The following is a 16,097-nucleotide window of genomic DNA, read 5'->3' as shown; positions in this document are numbered from 1 at the left end:
GTGGGGCCGGGAACTGGTGGCAAGAGCAGCCGGCTCGCTCAGATGCTGTAGCGCTCGTCCTCATGGTCGCCCGGGTGGCCCTTGACGAGGCCGGCCGCGAGCGTGTTGCCGTCGAGCGGATCGATCACGAGGAACGCGCCGGTGCGGCGGTGGTGCAGGTAGTTCTCCACCGGCAGCGCGGCGGCAAGCCGCAGCTGGGCGTGGCCGATGTCGTTCAGTTCCAGCGTGGACGTGGGCTCCAGTTGGAAACTGGCGAGATCAAGCTTTCCCGTCACATTGCGGACCAGGGCCTGGACCGTGTGCGTGCCGTGCTTTACCAGCACCTTGGCTCCCTCGCGGAGCGGCTTGGGTGACAGCCAGCACAGGGCTGCGTACAGGTCGGCTGACGCTTCCTGTATTGTCCCGGCAGCCGCGATGGTGTCGCCGCGGGCGACGTCGAATTCGTCCGCGAGGCGCAACGCCACGGATTGCGGGGCCGTGGCCTCGGTCAGCTCGCGTCCGGCGAAGTCAATGCCTGTCACAGTGGTGGTGCGTGGAGCCTGGCCGGGAGTCAGCACGGATACCCTGTCCCCCACCGTCACCGAGCCTTCGGTGATCTGGCCGGCGTAGGCTCGGTAGTCCCGGTACGCCGCCGGGTCCAGGCCGGCGCCGACGGCGTCGGGAGCCAGCGCTCCCTGCGGCCGGACCACAAGCTGGACCGGGAAGCGGAAGCTTTCCAGGTGGCTCTCGAGCTCGTCGGCGGCAGGCAGCGTCTCAAGGACTTCGAGCAGGGCCGGGCCGTCATACCAGGGGGTTCGGCGGGAGCGGTCCACCACGTTGTCGCCGTCGAGCGCGGACACGGGGATCACGAAAAGGTCGGCGGCCCCGCCGGAATTCGGATCGTCCCGGCCCAGACCGAGTTCACGGCCCACCTGCTGGACATCGGCCTCGATGCCGCGGAACACGTCCTCGCTGAAGTCCACAAGGTCAATCTTGTTCACAGCCACAATCACGTGCGCCACGCGCAGCAGCTGCAGGACGGACAGGTGCCGGCGGGTCTGTTCCAGGACACCCTTGCGGGCGTCGATCAGCACGACGACGGCATCCGCGGTGGACGCGCCGGTCACCGTGTTTTTGGTGTACTGCACATGCCCGGGGCAGTCCGCGAGGATAAAGCTGCGCCGGTCCGTGGCGAAGTAGCGGTACGCGACGTCGATGGTGATGCCCTGTTCGCGCTCGGCGCGCAGGCCGTCGGTCAGCAGGGCAAGGTCGATCCGCTGTTTCCCGTTCGGGTCTATGGCGCCCTCCCCGCCAAAACCGCGGTCCGCGGACGTGCGGGCGACGGCGTCGAGCTGGTCGGCGAGGATGGCCTTGGAGTCGTGCAGGAGCCGTCCCACCAAAGTTGACTTGCCGTCGTCGACGGATCCGGCGGTGGCAAAGCGGAAGAGGGTCCCCACCGGCTCCCTCACCTCGCTTCGCTCGGCCAGGGATCCCTGCCGGCGTGGGCCCACATTGGTTGCGGTGATTGAGCCTGTCGCAATCGTCGAAGTCATTAGAAATAGCCGTCCTTCTTGCGGTCTTCCATGGCTGCCTCGGAGATGCGGTCATCTGCACGGGTGGCACCACGTTCGGTGATGGTGGAGGCGGCAACTTCAATCACGACGTCCCGCACAGTGGCGGCGGCGGACTCGACCGCGCCGGTGCAGGACATGTCCCCCACGGTCCGGTAGCGGACGGTCTTGGTGAGGACTTCCTCGGAATCAAGCGGCCGGGAGACGTCGCCGACAGCGCGCCACATGCCGTCGCGGGAGAAGACCTGGCGCTCGTGGGCGTAGTAGAGGCCGGGCAGTTCGATGCCCTCGCGCTCGATGTAGCGCCAGACGTCCAGTTCGGTCCAGTTGCTGATCGGGAACGCACGGACGTGCTGGCCCACGGTATGCCGGCCGTTGTAGAGGTTCCACAGCTCGGGGCGCTGGTTGCGCGGATCCCACTGGCCGAACTCGTCGCGCAGGCTCAGGATCCGTTCCTTGGCGCGCGCCTTGTCCTCGTCCCGGCGTCCGCCGCCGAACACGGCGTCGAACTTGTTGCGCTGGATGGCGTCCAGCAGCGGCACGGTCTGCAGCGGGTTGCGGGTGCCGTCGGCACGTTCAGCCAGCTCGCCGGAATCGATAAACTCCTGCACGCTCCCGACAACCAGCTTCAGCCCCAGCCGCTCGACCGTCCGGTCCCGGAATTCAAGGACCTCCGGGAAGTTGTGCCCGGTGTCCACGTGCAGCACGGGGAAGGGCACCTTGCCCGGCCAGAACGCCTTGGTGGCCAGGTGCAGCATCACGACGGAATCCTTGCCGCCGGAAAACAGCAGCGCAGGCTTCTCGAACTCGGCGACCACCTCGCGGATGATATGGATGGCCTCCGACTCCAAGGTGTCCAAAGACGACAGGCGGGCCGGGGCGGCATCTGCCGCGGAGGCGGTGCCGGTGAAGGTGGCGGCGTCGAGGTCGACGGCCACGAAAGTCTCAACATTGCTCATACGTGAAGTCCGCATTCTGTCTTGTCGGAGCCTGCCCAGCGGCCGGCGCGGGGGTCATCGCCCGGCGCTACCTTCCGGGTGCAGGGCTGGCAGCCGATGGAGGGGTAACCCTGGGAAAGCAGCGGGTTGACGGGCAGGAGGTTGTCGTCGGAGTACTGGACCAGTTGGTCGAACGTCCACGCGGCCACAGGGTTGACCTTGACCAGGCCGTTGGCCTCGTCCCAGGTCACCAGCGGGGTGTTGGTGCGGGTGGGGGCCTCGTCGCGGCGCACGCCGGTGAACCAGAGTTCGTAGCCAGCCAGCGTGCGGCGCAGCGGGGCCACTTTGCGGAGGGCGCAGCACTGGGCGGCGTCGCGGGCAAAGAGGTCCTTGCCCAGCAGCCGGTCCTGCTGTTCCACCGTGTTCTCGGGGAGCACGTCGACGACATTCACCCTGAGGTTGGCGGCCACCTCGTCGCGCGTGGCGTAGGTTTCCGGGAAGTGGTAGCCGGTCTCAAGGAACAGGACGTCGACGCCGGGCAGCTGGTCCGCTACCAGGGCGGGCAGGACGGCGTCGGCCATGGAGCAGGCGACGGCGACGGCGGGCAGGTCGAAGTTGCGCTCCACCCAGGCAATGACGTCCCGGGCGGGTGCATCCCAGCCGAGCTCAGCTGCGCCGGCCTCGGCGAGGGCCTTGAGTTCTTCGTTGGAGCGCTTGGCCGGTGCTACGGCGGTTTCGACGAGCTTTGATTCGACAAGCTCATCGACCGTTGCCTCGGCTTCAGCGGGTGCGACCACCGGGTCTATTCCGAGTGCGTGCTTACTCACTGCAGTGCCTCCTCGTCTGCTGCGTGGGCCCACTCGGCGAAGGTCTGGCCTTCGGCGCGCTGGGCCACGAAGGTGCGGACCACGCGTTCGACATAGTCGGGCAGGTCCTCGACATAGACCTTCAGCCCGCGGACGGTACGGCCCAGGCCTGCCTCCTCGCGGTCGCTGGAAGCCAGCCCGCCGCCCAGGTGGACCTGGAACCCCGGGGTGGGGTCGCCGTCGGGCGTGGGAAGCATCATGCCCTTCAGGCCGATGTCCGCCGTCTGGATGCGGGCGCAGGAGTTCGGGCAGCCGTTGATGTGCAGGGACAGCGCGTGCGGCAGCTCGCCGGAGGCGGCGAGGTCGGCAAGGCGGCGTTCCAGTTCGGCCACGGCCGTGGCGGCGGTGACCTTGGTCTCCACGATGGCCAGCTTGCAGTACTCAATGCCGGTGCAGGCGATGGTACCGCGGCGGAAAACGGACGGCCGGGCGGACAGGCCCAGTGCCTCCAGTTCCGCCACCAGCTGCTCAACCTCGTCCTTGGGCACATCCAGGACCACGATCTTCTGGTGCGGGGTGGTGCGCAGCCGCTGTGAGCCGCGGGCTTCAAGGGCGTCGGCGAGCTTGACCAGCTGCGAACCGGAGAGGCGGCCGGCCAACGGCGTGGCGCCGATGAAGAACCTGCCGTCCTTCTGCTCGTGCACGCCGATGTGGTCGCCAGGCGTCGTGGGCTTCGGCGCGGCCGGGCCGTCAGCCAGCTTGTAGCCGAGGTATTCGTCCTCGAGGATCTGCCGGAACTTCTCCGGGCCCCAGTCGGCCAGCAGGAATTTCAGGCGGGCCTTGGTGCGCATGCGCCGGTACCCGTAGTCACGGAAGATGCTGGTGACGCCAAGCCACACGTCGGCGGCCTGGTCAGGCCGGACAAAGGCGCCCAGGCGCTTGGCGAGCATCGGGTTGGTCGCGAGTGCACCGCCCACCCACAGGTCGTAGCCGGGACCCAGCTCGGGGTGGACCATCCCCACCAGGCCGAAGTCGTTGATTTCGTGGACCACGTCCTGGCTGGGGTGGCCCGTGATGGCGGTCTTGTATTTGCGGGGCAGGTTGGACAGCAGCGGGTTGCCGATGAACCGGTCCCCCAGCTCCCGGATGAGCGGCGTGGGGTCGATGATCTCGTCCTTGGCGATGCCGGCCACGGGCGATCCCAGGATGACGCGGGGCACGTCGCCGCAGGCCTCCGTGGTGGACAGGCCGACGCTTTCCAGGCGGTTCCAGATCTCGGGGATGTCCTCCACCCGGATCCAGTGCAGCTGGATGTTCTGGCGGTCGGTAAGGTCGGCGGAATCCCGGGCGAAGTCCACGGAGACCTGGCCGATGACGCGCAGCTGCTCGGTGGTGAGCGCCCCGCCGTCGATCCGTACCCGGAGCATGAAGTACTTGTCCTCGAGCTCATGCGGCTCGAGCGTGGCCGTCTTGCCGCCGTCGATCCCGGGCTTGCGCTGGGTGTACAGCCCCCACCAGCGGAACCGGCCGTGCAGGTCCTGGCCGGGGATGGCGTCGAACCCTTCCTTGGCGTAGATGGACTCGATACGCTCGCGGACGTTGAGCCCGTCGTCTTCCTGCTTCCAGGTTTCGTTGGCGTTCAGCGGGGCCGTTCCGTCAACCTTCCACTGGCCGTGCGGCTTGGCAGCGGGGCGGGAAGTCGGGCGCTTGGCGCGGCCGTTGCCAGCCTGGTCCGGGGACGCTCCGGCTAGAGCTGTATCAGTCATGGATCGACTGTAGGTCCGGCCGTAATGCGGCTTCAAAGGTTCGGAAACGGGGGGTCACCTAGGGAAACAATTCGTCACGAACCCCCGGCGAGCCTTGAAGTGGGCCGCTCGCTGTGCGTGATTCCCTGCCTTGGACGCCGGCTCAGGCGCGTGCAGCGAGAGCGGCGTCGTACCGTTCCAGGGCGATTTCGGCGAGCACCGGGGACGGCAGCAGCGGCGCGGTGACGAGGTCCGCGCCGGCCTTCGCCAGCTGGTCGTGGAAGAAGCCCGGGGCGAGCAGGTACGAGGCAATGACCACGCGGCCGCCCAGATCCACTCCCCCGGCGGACTCCCCCGCACCGGCGCCCCCCGACGCCTCCTCACGGAGCATCGCGACGGCGTCGGGCACTGAAGGCTTGGCGGACGCGCCGTACGCGGCCACGATGCGGTTGGAGCGCAAAGCGCGAAGCTGGCCTACGAGCTCCTCCACGTTCTGCGCTGCGGTGGGGTCGGACGAGCCGGCAGCGGCGAGGACGACGGCGTCGTTTTCCGTCACGCCTGCCTCGCGCAGCCGCTGGTCCAGCAGGGCCGCCAGCCGCGGGTCCGGGCCCAGCGGGGCGCCGGCGAAGGTATCCGGCCGGCTTTTGACGGCGCGTGCGATGTCCACCTTGACGTGGTAGCCCACGCTGAGCAGCAGCGGAACGACGACGGCGCTCTCCCCCGCGGGGAGCCCGGCCACGACGTCCGGCAGTTCCGGGTCCTGCACGTCGACGTACGCTTCGCGTACGTCGATTCCCGGCCGCAGGGCCGCTATCCCGTCGCGCAGGGCATTGACTTCGGCGGCGCCCGAAGCGCTGGACGTGCCATGGGCGCAGGCGATCAGGATGGGGCTATTCATAGCCGTTAGCGTAACCTTGGAGCCGCCCCATCCGCCCCCTGATGATCGACCGGGACGCTCCATGACTTTTTCCTTTAGCCTCGTCCTGGTCTGGCTGGACCTGGCCGGTGTGTTCTTCTTCGCGGTGTCCGGGTCCTTGCTCGCGGCGCGCAAGCAGTTCGACATCATCGGCTCGCTGCTGCTCGCCTCGGTGGTCAGCCTGGGCGGCGGCGTCATCCGCGACATCATCATCAATGCGGGATCCCCGGCCGCCTTCACGAACCCGGCGTACCTCGCACCGCCGCTGCTGGCCACGGTGCTGGTGTACTTCCTTTTCTCGAGTGTCCAGCGTTTCACGTCCCTGCTGGTCCTCTTCGACGCCGGCGGACTGGCCCTGTTCTGCATCACCGGCGCGCTCAAGGCCCTCGCCGCCGGGATGAACCCGATCTCGGCCGTGCTCCTCGGGGTCACCACCGCGGTGGGTGGCGGCCTCCTGCGGGACATCACGGCCAACGAGGTCCCGCAGCTCTTCGACCCGCGGGACCTGTACGCGCTGCCGGCGTTCGCGGGGGCGGCGCTGACCGTGATCCTCTCTGCCACGGGAGCGTTCAACGCGGTCACCGCGAGTGCCGTGGCCGCCGTCGTTTTCGCCTTCCGCGTCACGGCCTGGCGGCGACGCTGGTACGTTCCGCTGGCCGTCCGCGGCTGGCACCGCCTGGGCGCCTCCGGCGGGGAATCCGGGACAAAGGATTAGCTAGGATAAGACCATGACTGACATGTTCCTCGAGAAGTTCCGCGCGCTTGTTCCGAAGTATCTCGAAGACGAATGGCAGGAAGAGGATGGCCTGGCGCCCGACGAACTCGACTCGGCCCTCGCCGAGCACCAGTTCCAGGTGCCGCTGGTATTGCGGGAGTTCTACCTGGCCGTGGGCGGCTGCGAGGACATCATGGAGGCGTACCACTACTTTTGGGACCCTGAAGAGCTCGAAGTCGATGACGACGGCTTCCTGATGTTCCTCGAGGACGAGGAGGAGCAGTTCACCTGGGGCTTCCGCATCGGCGACCTCGGCGTTCCTGACCCCATTGTGTACCGCCGCAACAATGCCCGCGGGCAGTGGAAAAGCGAAGAAGGAACCTTCTCGGAGTTCGTCTTTGACATGTTCGACTGGGCCTTCAACGACGAGGACTGAGCCGCCGCTTCCGGGGGCTGGCCGTGCTCTGTTGGCGGGCTTCCGATTTTCCCCACCTTTGCCGCACCCAGCCGGCGTGTCGGGCGGAATCGCCGTGCACTTGGGCCCTTTTAGTTCCGAAGCTGGGGAGTTTCAGCGCACCACCCTGCCCCGAAGCACCTGCCACACTTCGTCTACGACCTTCTGCGGGTGGTAGACGACGTCCTGGTACCCGTACCGGAGCACGGCGTAGCCCGTCAGGGTGCTGGCGTTGTTCCGCCGCCGGTCCTTTCTAACCTGCTCCGGCTGCAGGTGCGTCTTACCGTCGATTTCCACAATGAGGAATCCCTCAAGCAGGAAGTCCACAATGCCAATCCCGGGCAGGTCCACCTGTGTCTCGGTGTGGATTCCGTGTCTGCGAAACAACAGGCGGGCCACAACCTCCACTGCCGAATCCGCGGTGCCGTCGACCAGTTCCAGAACCTTGCGAGCCGATCCATTCCGATTCCCCGGAAGCCGCCTCCCTAGGTAGTCGATGCCGGTCCGGCCCTGCGTGAGGGCGCTCTCGACCAGAACGGCAGCTTCGACCTGCGGGAGGCAGCGAAGAGCGTGCAGCAAAGTGTCCGTCAGCCCGGCTACGGGTCGTGGGAATTCCGGCGGGACCACGCTTCCGCGGTGGATGACGACGCCGGCCGCGGCCCCGTGGCGGCAAAGGAGGTGCAGGCGATCGGGGTCACGGAGTCTCCAGAGGCGGTGGTGCGGAGCTGCGGAAGCGCAGCACAGCAGGCCATTGGCCAACACGGCCGCCACCAAGTCAGGGGCCGCACCCGGCAGTGCGACAACGCCGTGCCGCAACCGGATGATCTGCCCGGCCGCGACGTGGCTCCGGATGTTTCGTTCGCTGAATCCGGCCTGAAGCAGGGTGGCTGTGCGCGCTACAGAACCGGCGAAAATCAGGTAGGCAGTGAGCTCCATGTATCCAGCAGACCGGCCCAGACTTCCGCCCCAGACCGGGAATGGCGGCTATGTGGACAACTCCGCCGCGGATTCTCCCCAGCTATGGAGCCCGAAGCCGGCGGGTCTCCAAAACACGCCGGGTTTTTCGTCCAGCCGCCGCCAAAGGAGGGGAATCTTCGTCACCACCACGCCCAGGAGCCTGTGACAAGAAGATTTACAGAAACCCTAGACAGCATGACAGTTCTGTCATAACGTTGTTCATGGGTTCACCAAAGGCCTCCGGTGAATCTGATGCGAACGGAGAATGGCCCCGGTTCGGCACAACGGATCCTCGAACGTTGTACGGAACCGGGGCCGATCCGCTTAAGCAGGGTTGCGTACCGCCGCTAGCTGCTGCGGTCCACGACGGCCCGCGCGAAGCTCGTCAGCGAGGCCTTGACCACGCCCTCCGGCAGCGGCGCGAGGGCATTGATGGCTTCGTCGGCCCAGGCTCGGGCCACCACCCACGACTCCGCGGTGACGGGGTGCTCCCGGAGGCCGGCGACCGCTGCGGCCAGTGCCTCGTCGGAACTGAGATCCCCGTCGATCAGTTTCAGGAGCTCGACGGCGGACCCGTCACCTTCCTGGGCGGCCTTGCGCAGCAGCAGGACGGGCAGGGTGGGAACGCCCTCGCGGAGGTCGGTGCCCGGCGACTTGCCGGACTTGACCTTGATGCCCGTAACGTCGATGACGTCGTCGGCGAGCTGGAACGCCACGCCGACTTTCTCGCCATATTCCACCAGCAATGCCTCGTAGGACTCGTCCGCGCCGGAGAAGATCGCGCCGAGCTGGCCGGACGCGGCCACAAGGGAACCGGTCTTGTCTGCAATCACCGACAGGTAGTGTTCCACCGGGTCCTCATCGGGCCGCGGACCCACGGTTTCATGCAGCTGGCCCAGGCACAACCGCTCGAAGGTGCGGGCCTGGATCCCGAGCGCGCGGGATCCGAGTTCCGAAACCAGGATGGACGCGCGGGCGAAGATGAGGTCGCCGGTGAGCACGGCGACCGAGTTGCCCCAGACCTCGTGGGCCGTGGGCGCGCCGCGGCGGAACGGCGCGGAGTCCATCACGTCGTCGTGATAAAGCGTTGCCAGATGCGTGAGCTCCACGACGACGGCGGCCTGCACCACGGCGGGCAGCGAGGCGTCGCCCAAATGGGCGCAGAGCAGTGTCAGCAGCGGCCGGACGCGCTTTCCGCCCGCTTCCACGAGGTGACGCGACGTTGCGTCCGCCAGCGGATCGGAGTTGGCGATGGCTTCCCGGAGCTTCTTTTCCACGCGCGCCAGGTTGGTGGTGATCGCGGGCCCGAGGTCGGGGTCTCCGGCAATCGCCGCGAACCCGGCCGGAAGCTGGAGACCGGTGGCGATAGCGGTCGTATTGAGGTCGGGCTCGGTGCCTGGCAGGCCGTGTCCGGCGTGCGTCCAGCTTTGGTCTGCAGAGTTGGTCACGGGTTAACCCTAACTTTTGTTGCGGAAACCGCGGAGTTGGTGCCGGAGTTTGTCAGGCTGCCGGTATTGCCGGTGGCCGGAACCAGCCGTTCCAGGACCCGGATGACCCGGTCTTCGAAGCCCTTTGCGGCCGGATCAGTCAGGTTGGCGAGCAGCCGCACCACGAACCGCATCAGCACGGGGATGGGCATTCCTGTCCGGAGGGCAAGCTTCATGACGGCCGGCTTGCCGATGACAGCGGCGAAAGCCCGGCCCAGGGTGAAGTGCGAGCCCCATTGCCCCCGGACATAGTCCGCGTAACGGGCAAGGTGGGCGTCGGCGTCGGCCGTGGCACCGGGGCCCCACGCTCCCGCGCGCTGCCGGGCGGCAGCACCGATGATGAACTCGGCCGCAAACCGGGCGGATTCCATTGCATAGGAGATGCCTTCGCCATTGAACGGGGACACCATGCCGCCGGCATCCCCGAGCAGCAGCAGGCCGGGCGCGTAGTGCGGGGTGCGGTTGAAGCCCATCGGCAGGGCGGCGCCGCGGATCTCACCGACCTGGTTTTCCGGCGTAAAGCCCCACTCGGCAGGCATGCCGGCGGTCCATTCGCGGAGCACCTGCTTGTAGTCGAGCTTGCCGAATTCCTTCGAGGAGTTCAGGATGCCCAGGCCCACGTTGGACGTGCCGTCGCCGACGCCGAACACCCAGCCGTAGCCGGGCAGCAGCTTGCCGTCCCGGCCGGGAAGCTCAAGCCAGCCCTCCATCCAGTCATCGTCGTGCCGGGGGCTGGTGAAGTAGGTGCGCACGGCGACGCCGAGCGGCCGGTCATCGCGCTTGGGAATGCCGAGCGAGACGGCAGTCCGGCTCGAGTTTCCATCCGCAGCCAGCACGACGTCGGCGTCGAAGTCGCGGGTCTCACCGGTCTTGCGCCCGGCGTAGTCGAGCAGGGCGGCCCGGACTCCGGTCACGCGGCCGTCCTCGGAGCGCAGGGCTTCCGTGACGCTGTGGCGTTCGAGCACGACGGCGCCGGCCGACTGAGCATGCCGGGCAAGTTCCTCGTCGAAGCCGAGGCGGGTGCGGATCAGGCCGTACCGGGGGAAGTCCAACACTTCGGGCCAGGGCAGTTCGATGGTTCGTCCGCCGGCGATCAGGCGCAGTCCCTTGTTACGGCGCCAGCCGTCAGCTTCGGGGTGCGGCAGGCCAAGCTTCTGGATCTCCCGCACGGCCCGGGGGGTAAGCCCGTCGCCACAGACCTTTTCACGGGGGAAGCTGGTCTTTTCCAGCACCGTGACGTCCACGCCTGCCTGGGCCAGGTAATACGCGGCGGTGGACCCGGCCGGGCCGGCTCCGACAATCAGTACTTTCACAGCGGCTGCAAGCTAACGTGCGGCCCGGTTGATGTTGCGGCGCAGCTTCGCGACGGGGCCCGTGTTGGCAGCCAGCGCAGCAGCACCAGCGGCGGGCCCGGTGACGGCGTCGGCCGGTTTCTGGGCACGGTGCACGGCTACGATCCCGCCGCTGAGGTTCCGATAGGTGACGCTCTCCCAGCCGGCCTCCTGCAGCCAGGCAGCCAGGTTGTCCTGGTCCGGCCATGCGCGGATCGACTCCGCGAGGTAGACGTAGGCGTCCGGGTTGGAGGAGACCTTGACGGCGATGGCGGGCAGCGCGCGCATCAGGTACTCGGTGTACATGGTGCGCCACAGCGGCACCACGGGCTGGGAGAACTCGGCGATGACCAGCCTGCCCCCGGGCTTGGTGACCCGCAGCATCTCGGCCAGGGCCTTTTTGGGCTCATTGACGTTGCGCAGGCCGAAGGAGATGGTGCTGGCATCGAAGGTGTTGTCCACGAACGGAAGGCGGGTGGCATCCCCTGCGATGAAGTCGATGTCGGGGCGGCGCCGCTTGCCCACTTTCAGCATTCCGAGGGAGAAATCGCAGGCGATTACGTCGATGCCGGTATCGGCATACGGTTCGCTGGAGGTCCCCGTGCCGGCGGCGAGGTCAAGCACGCGCTGGCCGGCCTTCACATCCATGGCTTCGACGACGACCTTGCGCCAACGGCGCGTCTGGCCCATCGACAGGACGTCATTGACGACGTCGTATTTGGGGGCGACGTCGTCGAACATCGTCGCTACTTCGTCCGGACGCTTATCCAAGGATGCTCGGTTCACCCCGTTATTGTCTCAAATCTTCGACGCACCCCCTAACCACCGGCCCGGCCGGGGCGCGGGCGCGGCGGGAGTAGTGTTGTCTCATCATGACGAGCGCGTTCCATACCAGAATTATCAGAACACTGACAGTCCCCCTCGATGCAGATTCGTTCCCCGGGGGGCTGCCGTCGTTTCTGGTCCGGAACGACGTGCTCTGCTGGACCCGCCGCGAGGCCGGCCTGGTGGGCTTCGGCGAGGTAGCACGGTTCACCGCCACCGGCCCCGAGCGGTTCCTGGAAGCGGATATCTGGTGGCGCCACCAAGTCCTGGAAGCGGACGTCACCGACGCTGTCGGCTGCCCCGGCACGGGTCCCGTGGCCTTTGGCTCCTTCGCTTTCTCCAAGGCGTCCGCTCATGAGTCCCGGCTGATTGTCCCCGAGATCGTGGTGGGCATGCGGGACGGCAAGGCCTGGCTTACCCAGCTGACGTTCGACGACGACGAGCTCACCGAGGCGGGCGCCCGCGCCGCCCTGCGGCGCTGGTGGGAGGCGCCGTCGTCGTCGCCGGAACAGCCCGCCGGGCGGGAAGCCAAACTGAGCACCGGCTCGCTCAGCGAGACGGACTGGATGGCCGCCGTCGCCAAGGGCGTCGCCGAGATCCGCACCGGGGCGCTCGAGAAGTTGGTGCTGGCGAGGGACATTGTCGCCACCCTCCCCGACGGAGCTAACGCGGCCGAGATCCTGCGCCAGCTTGCGGTCCGGTACCGCGAATGCTGGACCTACGGCGTCGACGGGCTGGTGGGCGCCACCCCGGAGATGCTGATCCAGGTGGAGGGCCGCACTGCACAGGCCCGCGTCCTGGCCGGAACGCTGGACCGCCGCGACGCCGAAGGAATAGCCGGCTCGCCGCTGGAGTTTGCCGAACGCGTGCTTGCCGGCTCCGAAAAGCAGCGGCACGAGCACGACATCGCCATCCAGTCGCTCACCACCCAACTGGCCCCGTTCTCCGAGGCCATGAACGCTCACAGCGAGCCGTTCATCCTGGAACTGCCCAACGTCTGGCACCTTGCCTCGGACGTGAAGGCCGAACTGGCCGAGGTGGAAGGCCATGTGCCGACGTGTCTGGCCCTGATCAACGCCCTGCATCCCACTGCTGCGGTCTGCGGTACTCCCACTACCGTGGCCGGGGCACTGATCCGCAAACTTGAGCACCTGGACCGGGGCCCCTATGCCGGCCCGGTTGGCTGGCTTGACGCCGCGGGCAACGGCGAGTGGGGCATCGCCCTGCGCGGCGCGGTCATCGAGGGCCCGGACACGGTCCGGCTTTATGCCGGCTGCGGTGTCGTGGAGGGGTCCGTGCCCGAGGCCGAACTGGCCGAGACCTGGGCGAAGTTCCGCCCGATGCTGGAATCCCTGGGCATCAGCAGCTGACCCCACCGACGTGCGGGCGCCCGAGGTCTGCCACCCCCTGACCTGAGGGGCAGGCGGATCCGGGATCCCAGACAGCCTGCCCCCGTACCGCTTGCATTCGGCGTGGATATAGTTATCCAATAGTGAATGTAAGTTTTCTGTGACGTACATCTCTTGTTCGGCGATACACTATAACTCGTCTTAGTTCTCGCATCCCCTGCAACAAAAGGTAAGAAAAATGCAGATCTCCCGTTCGCTCCTGAGCAACACCACGCTCAAGGCCGCCGTCGTACTTGCCGCCGGTGCACTGGCCCTCTCGGCCTGCACCAACGCCTCCGAGACGGGCACAGGAGGCGCAGCCACGCCCTCCGGCAGCGCCAAAGCAAGCTTCGACCCCGCGACGGTCCAGAAAGACGACTCCCTGGCGGCCATGGTCCCCGCGGCCATCAAGTCCAAGGGAACGCTGACCGTGGGCTCGGACACGAGCTACGCCCCCGCGGAATTCCTGGGCAATGACGGCCAGACCCCCGTGGGCTACGACGTTGACCTCGCCAAAGCCATCGGCGCGACCCTGGGACTCAAGGTGCAGGTGCAGACGGCAGAATTCACCGGCATCCTTCCGGCGCTGGGCCCGAAATACGACATCGGCATGTCCTCGTTCACCATTAACAATGAGCGCCTCGGCGCCGTGAACATGGTCAGCTACTTCAAGGCCGGCACCACCTGGGCAGTCCAGAAGGGCAACCCGAAGAAGTTCTCCCTCGACGACGTCTGCGGCAAGTCGATCGGCGTCCAGACCGGCACCGTCCAGGAAGACCCGGACCTGTCCGACCGGAACAAGAAGTGCGCCGCTGAAGGCAAGAAGCCCATCGACATCGTCACGCTCAAGAACCAGACGGACGTCACCACCCGCCTTGTCAACGGCAGCATCGATGCCATGGCGGCCGACTCCCCCATCATCGGCTACGCGCTGACCCAGACCAACGGCCAGCTGGAGAAGCTCGGCGACGTCTACGATGCCGCCCCGCAGGGTATCGCCGTTGCGAAGTCGGACACCGCCCTTGCCGACGTCATCCAGAAGACGGTGACCAAGCTGATCGAGGACGGGTCCTACAAGAAGATCCTTGAGGGCTGGGGCAACGCCGAAGGCGCCATCACCAAGTCCGAGGTCAACCCGGCGGCCGCGTCTTGAGTCTTCCCGCCACCCACCAACCATCAGGTGTAGCGATGGAACGTCAGCAGGAAAACGCCGCACCGGTACTCAATAAGTCCGTACCGGTGCGGCACCCCGGCCGGTGGATCAGCGCCGTGGTTATCCTCGGCTTCGTGGCCGTGTTCCTGCAGTCCCTGGTAACGAACAGCAACTTCCGCTGGGACATCGTGGGCACCTACATCCTGGACGTCAAGGTGGTCCAGGGCGTTGGCTGGACCCTGCTGCTGACGGTGGCGTCCATGGTTCTGGCCATCGTCCTGGCCATCCTGCTGGCTTTCATGCGGCAGTCCGACAATCCGGTCTTCCGCTGGTCCAGCTGGGTCTGGGTCTGGTTCTTCCGCGGCACCCCCGTGTACACCCAGCTGGTCTTCTGGGGCTTGATTTCCGTTCTGTATCCGAAGATCAGCGCCGGCGTCCCGTTTGGTCCCGAGCTCTTCAGCATGGATACGAGCACCATTGTCAACGCCACCGTTGCGGCGATCCTGGGCCTGGGCCTCAACGAATCCGCCTACCTGGCCGAAATCTTCCGGGCGGGCCTCAAGTCCGTGGACCGCGGCCAGATGGAAGCCGCTGAAGCGCTGGGCATGGGCAAGACCAAGATCATGTGGCGGATCATCCTGCCGCAGGCCATGCGCGTGATCGTGCCGCCGACCGGCAATGAAACCATCGGCATGCTGAAGACCACCTCGCTGGTGCTCGCCGTGCCGTTCACCCTGGACCTGACCTTCGCCACGAACACCCTGGCCAACCGGACGTACCTGCCGGTGCCGCTGCTGATTGTGGCGGCCATCTGGTACCTCGTCATCACCAGCATCCTGATGGTCGGCCAGCACTTCATCGAGGCGTATTACGGCAAGGGCGTGGACAACCTGGCTCCGGCTGCGGTAAACCCGGCAGCTGCCAAGGCCTCCGCGGCGGTTGCGCACAGCGACGCCCAGGGTGCCCTGCATATGGACGTCCCCGAGGAGGAGGCGAAATGACCGTGACAACCCAGAACGCGCTGGTCAAGATCGAAGGTCTCCACAAGTTCTACGGGCACCACCACGTGCTCCGCGGGATCGACCTGACCGTCAACCAGGGTGAAGTGTCAGTGGTGATCGGCCCTTCCGGTTCCGGCAAGTCCACGATGCTCCGCTGCGTGAACCTGCTGGAAACGATCAGCGCCGGGCGTATCTCCGTGGGCGGCGAGCTCATCGGCTACCGCGAGGTCAAGGGCCGCCTGCACGATCTGAAGGCCAAGGAGATCGCAGCGCAGCGGCGCGAGATCGGCATGGTGTTCCAGCGCTTCAATCTCTTCCCGCACAAGACGGCGCTGCAGAACATCATGGAAGCCCCGGTCCAGGTCAAGGGCCAGCCGCGGGATGCTGCCCGGAAGCGGGCTCTGGAGCTGCTGGACCGGGTCGGGCTGGCGGACCGCGCCGGCCACTACCCTTCGCAGCTGTCCGGCGGGCAGCAGCAGCGCGTGGCCATCGCCAGGGCCCTGGCCATGGACCCGGAGCTGATGCTCTTCGATGAGCCCACCTCCGCTTTGGACCCGGAGCTTGTGGGCGATGTCCTGAACGTCATGAAGGACCTCGCAAAATCCGGCATGACCATGATTGTCGTGACCCATGAGATTGGTTTTGCCCGCGAGGTGGGCGACCGGCTGACGTTCATGGACGGCGGCGTCGTCGTAGAGTCGGGCGACCCTCGTGAGGTGCTCTCGAACCCGCAGCACGCCCGCACCAAGGAATTCCTGAGCCGGGTGCTGTAGGCGGGAACGTTTGCGCAATCCATAGAACAGCCGCTACGTGGATCAACGTAGCGGCTGT

15 protein-coding genes are annotated in these 16,097 nt (G+C 66.8%); 6 read left to right on the top strand and 9 right to left on the bottom strand.

Annotated features, from left to right (window positions below; translation table 11 throughout):
• Window positions 1-38 precede the first annotated feature (38 nt).
• The 5 genes from QFZ65_RS05325 to QFZ65_RS05305 all read right to left on the bottom strand — a co-directional run bounded on the left by QFZ65_RS05325 (window position 39) and on the right by QFZ65_RS05305 (window position 5,937).
• Entirely contained in the window at window positions 39-1,532 is a 1,494-nt protein-coding gene (locus QFZ65_RS05325) for a sulfate adenylyltransferase subunit 1 (RefSeq protein WP_306908717.1), read from the bottom strand.
• Window positions 1,532-2,509: a sulfate adenylyltransferase subunit CysD gene (cysD, locus tag QFZ65_RS05320; RefSeq protein ID WP_306908716.1), complete on the bottom strand. Its 978-nt coding sequence runs from the start codon at window positions 2,507-2,509 to the stop codon at window positions 1,532-1,534. The genes QFZ65_RS05325 and cysD overlap by 1 nt, the downstream gene beginning before the upstream one ends.
• Window positions 2,506-3,315, bottom strand: a complete 810-nt coding sequence (locus QFZ65_RS05315) for a phosphoadenylyl-sulfate reductase (RefSeq protein WP_306908714.1) — start codon at window positions 3,313-3,315, stop codon at window positions 2,506-2,508. The genes cysD and QFZ65_RS05315 overlap by 4 nt, the downstream gene beginning before the upstream one ends.
• Complete coding sequence (locus tag QFZ65_RS05310) at window positions 3,312-5,060, bottom strand: nitrite/sulfite reductase (protein WP_306908713.1); 1,749 nt, start codon at window positions 5,058-5,060, stop codon at window positions 3,312-3,314. The genes QFZ65_RS05315 and QFZ65_RS05310 overlap by 4 nt, the downstream gene beginning before the upstream one ends.
• A 142-nt stretch (window positions 5,061-5,202) precedes the next feature.
• Entirely contained in the window at window positions 5,203-5,937 is a 735-nt protein-coding gene (locus tag QFZ65_RS05305) for a sirohydrochlorin chelatase (protein ID WP_306908711.1), read from the bottom strand.
• Window positions 5,938-5,998: 61 nt separating this feature from the next.
• Here QFZ65_RS05305 and QFZ65_RS05300 point away from each other — a divergent pair, with 61 nt between their 5' ends.
• Together QFZ65_RS05300 and QFZ65_RS05295 are read left to right on the top strand one after the other, a co-directional pair.
• Complete coding sequence (locus tag QFZ65_RS05300) at window positions 5,999-6,670, top strand: trimeric intracellular cation channel family protein (RefSeq protein ID WP_306908709.1); 672 nt, start codon at window positions 5,999-6,001, stop codon at window positions 6,668-6,670.
• A gap of 13 nt (window positions 6,671-6,683) precedes the next feature.
• A complete protein-coding gene (locus QFZ65_RS05295) occupies window positions 6,684-7,106 on the top strand; it encodes a hypothetical protein (protein WP_306908707.1) in 423 nt (140 codons plus the stop codon).
• Window positions 7,107-7,238: 132 nt separating this feature from the next.
• Here QFZ65_RS05295 and QFZ65_RS05290 read toward each other — a convergent pair whose 3' ends face one another.
• The 4 genes from QFZ65_RS05290 to QFZ65_RS05275 all read right to left on the bottom strand — a co-directional run bounded on the left by QFZ65_RS05290 (window position 7,239) and on the right by QFZ65_RS05275 (window position 11,685).
• The gene (locus QFZ65_RS05290) at window positions 7,239-8,060 is read right to left on the bottom strand and encodes a type IV toxin-antitoxin system AbiEi family antitoxin domain-containing protein (protein WP_306908705.1); all 822 of its coding nucleotides are present in this window, start codon (window positions 8,058-8,060) and stop codon (window positions 7,239-7,241) included.
• A gap of 368 nt (window positions 8,061-8,428) precedes the next feature.
• Window positions 8,429-9,529, bottom strand: a complete 1,101-nt coding sequence (locus QFZ65_RS05285) for a polyprenyl synthetase family protein (protein ID WP_306908703.1) — start codon at window positions 9,527-9,529, stop codon at window positions 8,429-8,431.
• Complete coding sequence (locus QFZ65_RS05280) at window positions 9,526-10,881, bottom strand: geranylgeranyl reductase family protein (protein WP_306908702.1); 1,356 nt, start codon at window positions 10,879-10,881, stop codon at window positions 9,526-9,528. Before QFZ65_RS05280 ends, QFZ65_RS05285 begins: the two co-directional genes overlap by 4 nt.
• 12 nt (window positions 10,882-10,893) lie before the next feature.
• Window positions 10,894-11,685, bottom strand: a complete 792-nt coding sequence (locus tag QFZ65_RS05275; RefSeq protein ID WP_306908701.1) for a demethylmenaquinone methyltransferase — start codon at window positions 11,683-11,685, stop codon at window positions 10,894-10,896.
• An 86-nt stretch (window positions 11,686-11,771) separates the two neighbouring features.
• On the opposite strand from QFZ65_RS05275, the gene QFZ65_RS05270 reads away from it, so the two are divergent.
• From QFZ65_RS05270 to QFZ65_RS05255, 4 genes are all read left to right on the top strand, one after another.
• Window positions 11,772-13,094, top strand: a complete 1,323-nt coding sequence (locus QFZ65_RS05270; protein WP_306908698.1) for an isochorismate synthase MenF — start codon at window positions 11,772-11,774, stop codon at window positions 13,092-13,094.
• Between the two features lie 217 nt (window positions 13,095-13,311).
• On the top strand, window positions 13,312-14,265 hold the full coding sequence (locus tag QFZ65_RS05265; protein ID WP_306908696.1) for an ABC transporter substrate-binding protein: 954 nt from the start codon (window positions 13,312-13,314) through the stop codon (window positions 14,263-14,265).
• Between the two features lie 35 nt (window positions 14,266-14,300).
• The gene (locus QFZ65_RS05260; RefSeq protein ID WP_306908694.1) at window positions 14,301-15,266 is read left to right on the top strand and encodes an amino acid ABC transporter permease; all 966 of its coding nucleotides are present in this window, start codon (window positions 14,301-14,303) and stop codon (window positions 15,264-15,266) included.
• Window positions 15,263-16,039: an amino acid ABC transporter ATP-binding protein gene (locus tag QFZ65_RS05255; RefSeq protein ID WP_306908692.1), complete on the top strand. Its 777-nt coding sequence runs from the start codon at window positions 15,263-15,265 to the stop codon at window positions 16,037-16,039. The genes QFZ65_RS05260 and QFZ65_RS05255 overlap by 4 nt, the downstream gene beginning before the upstream one ends.
• The last annotated feature ends 58 nt before the right edge of the window (window positions 16,040-16,097 follow it).

The organism is Arthrobacter sp. B3I9, from assembly GCF_030816935.1.
Classification (GTDB): Bacteria; Actinomycetota; Actinomycetes; order Actinomycetales; family Micrococcaceae; genus Arthrobacter.
Note: the sequence above shows the minus strand (reverse complement) of the source record. Positions and strands in the feature narration are given on the sequence as shown.

What these genes read in the sequence shown, in the direction of transcription:
- cysD (WP_306908716.1), bottom strand. Translation starts at nt 2,509, where the DNA reads ATGAGCAATGTTGAGACTTTCGTGGCCGTCGACCTCGACGCCGCCACC.
- QFZ65_RS05305 (WP_306908711.1), bottom strand. Translation starts at nt 5,937, where the DNA reads ATGAATAGCCCCATCCTGATCGCCTGCGCCCATGGCACGTCCAGCGCT.
- QFZ65_RS05325 (WP_306908717.1), bottom strand. Translation starts at nt 1,532, where the DNA reads ATGACTTCGACGATTGCGACAGGCTCAATCACCGCAACCAATGTGGGC.
- QFZ65_RS05310 (WP_306908713.1), bottom strand. Translation starts at nt 5,060, where the DNA reads ATGACTGATACAGCTCTAGCCGGAGCGTCCCCGGACCAGGCTGGCAAC.
- QFZ65_RS05290 (WP_306908705.1), bottom strand. Translation starts at nt 8,060, where the DNA reads ATGGAGCTCACTGCCTACCTGATTTTCGCCGGTTCTGTAGCGCGCACA.
- QFZ65_RS05255 (WP_306908692.1), top strand. Translation starts at nt 15,263, where the DNA reads ATGACCGTGACAACCCAGAACGCGCTGGTCAAGATCGAAGGTCTCCAC.
- QFZ65_RS05300 (WP_306908709.1), top strand. Translation starts at nt 5,999, where the DNA reads ATGACTTTTTCCTTTAGCCTCGTCCTGGTCTGGCTGGACCTGGCCGGT.
- QFZ65_RS05265 (WP_306908696.1), top strand. Translation starts at nt 13,312, where the DNA reads ATGCAGATCTCCCGTTCGCTCCTGAGCAACACCACGCTCAAGGCCGCC.
- QFZ65_RS05295 (WP_306908707.1), top strand. Translation starts at nt 6,684, where the DNA reads ATGACTGACATGTTCCTCGAGAAGTTCCGCGCGCTTGTTCCGAAGTAT.
- QFZ65_RS05260 (WP_306908694.1), top strand. Translation starts at nt 14,301, where the DNA reads ATGGAACGTCAGCAGGAAAACGCCGCACCGGTACTCAATAAGTCCGTA.
- QFZ65_RS05270 (WP_306908698.1), top strand. Translation starts at nt 11,772, where the DNA reads ATGACGAGCGCGTTCCATACCAGAATTATCAGAACACTGACAGTCCCC.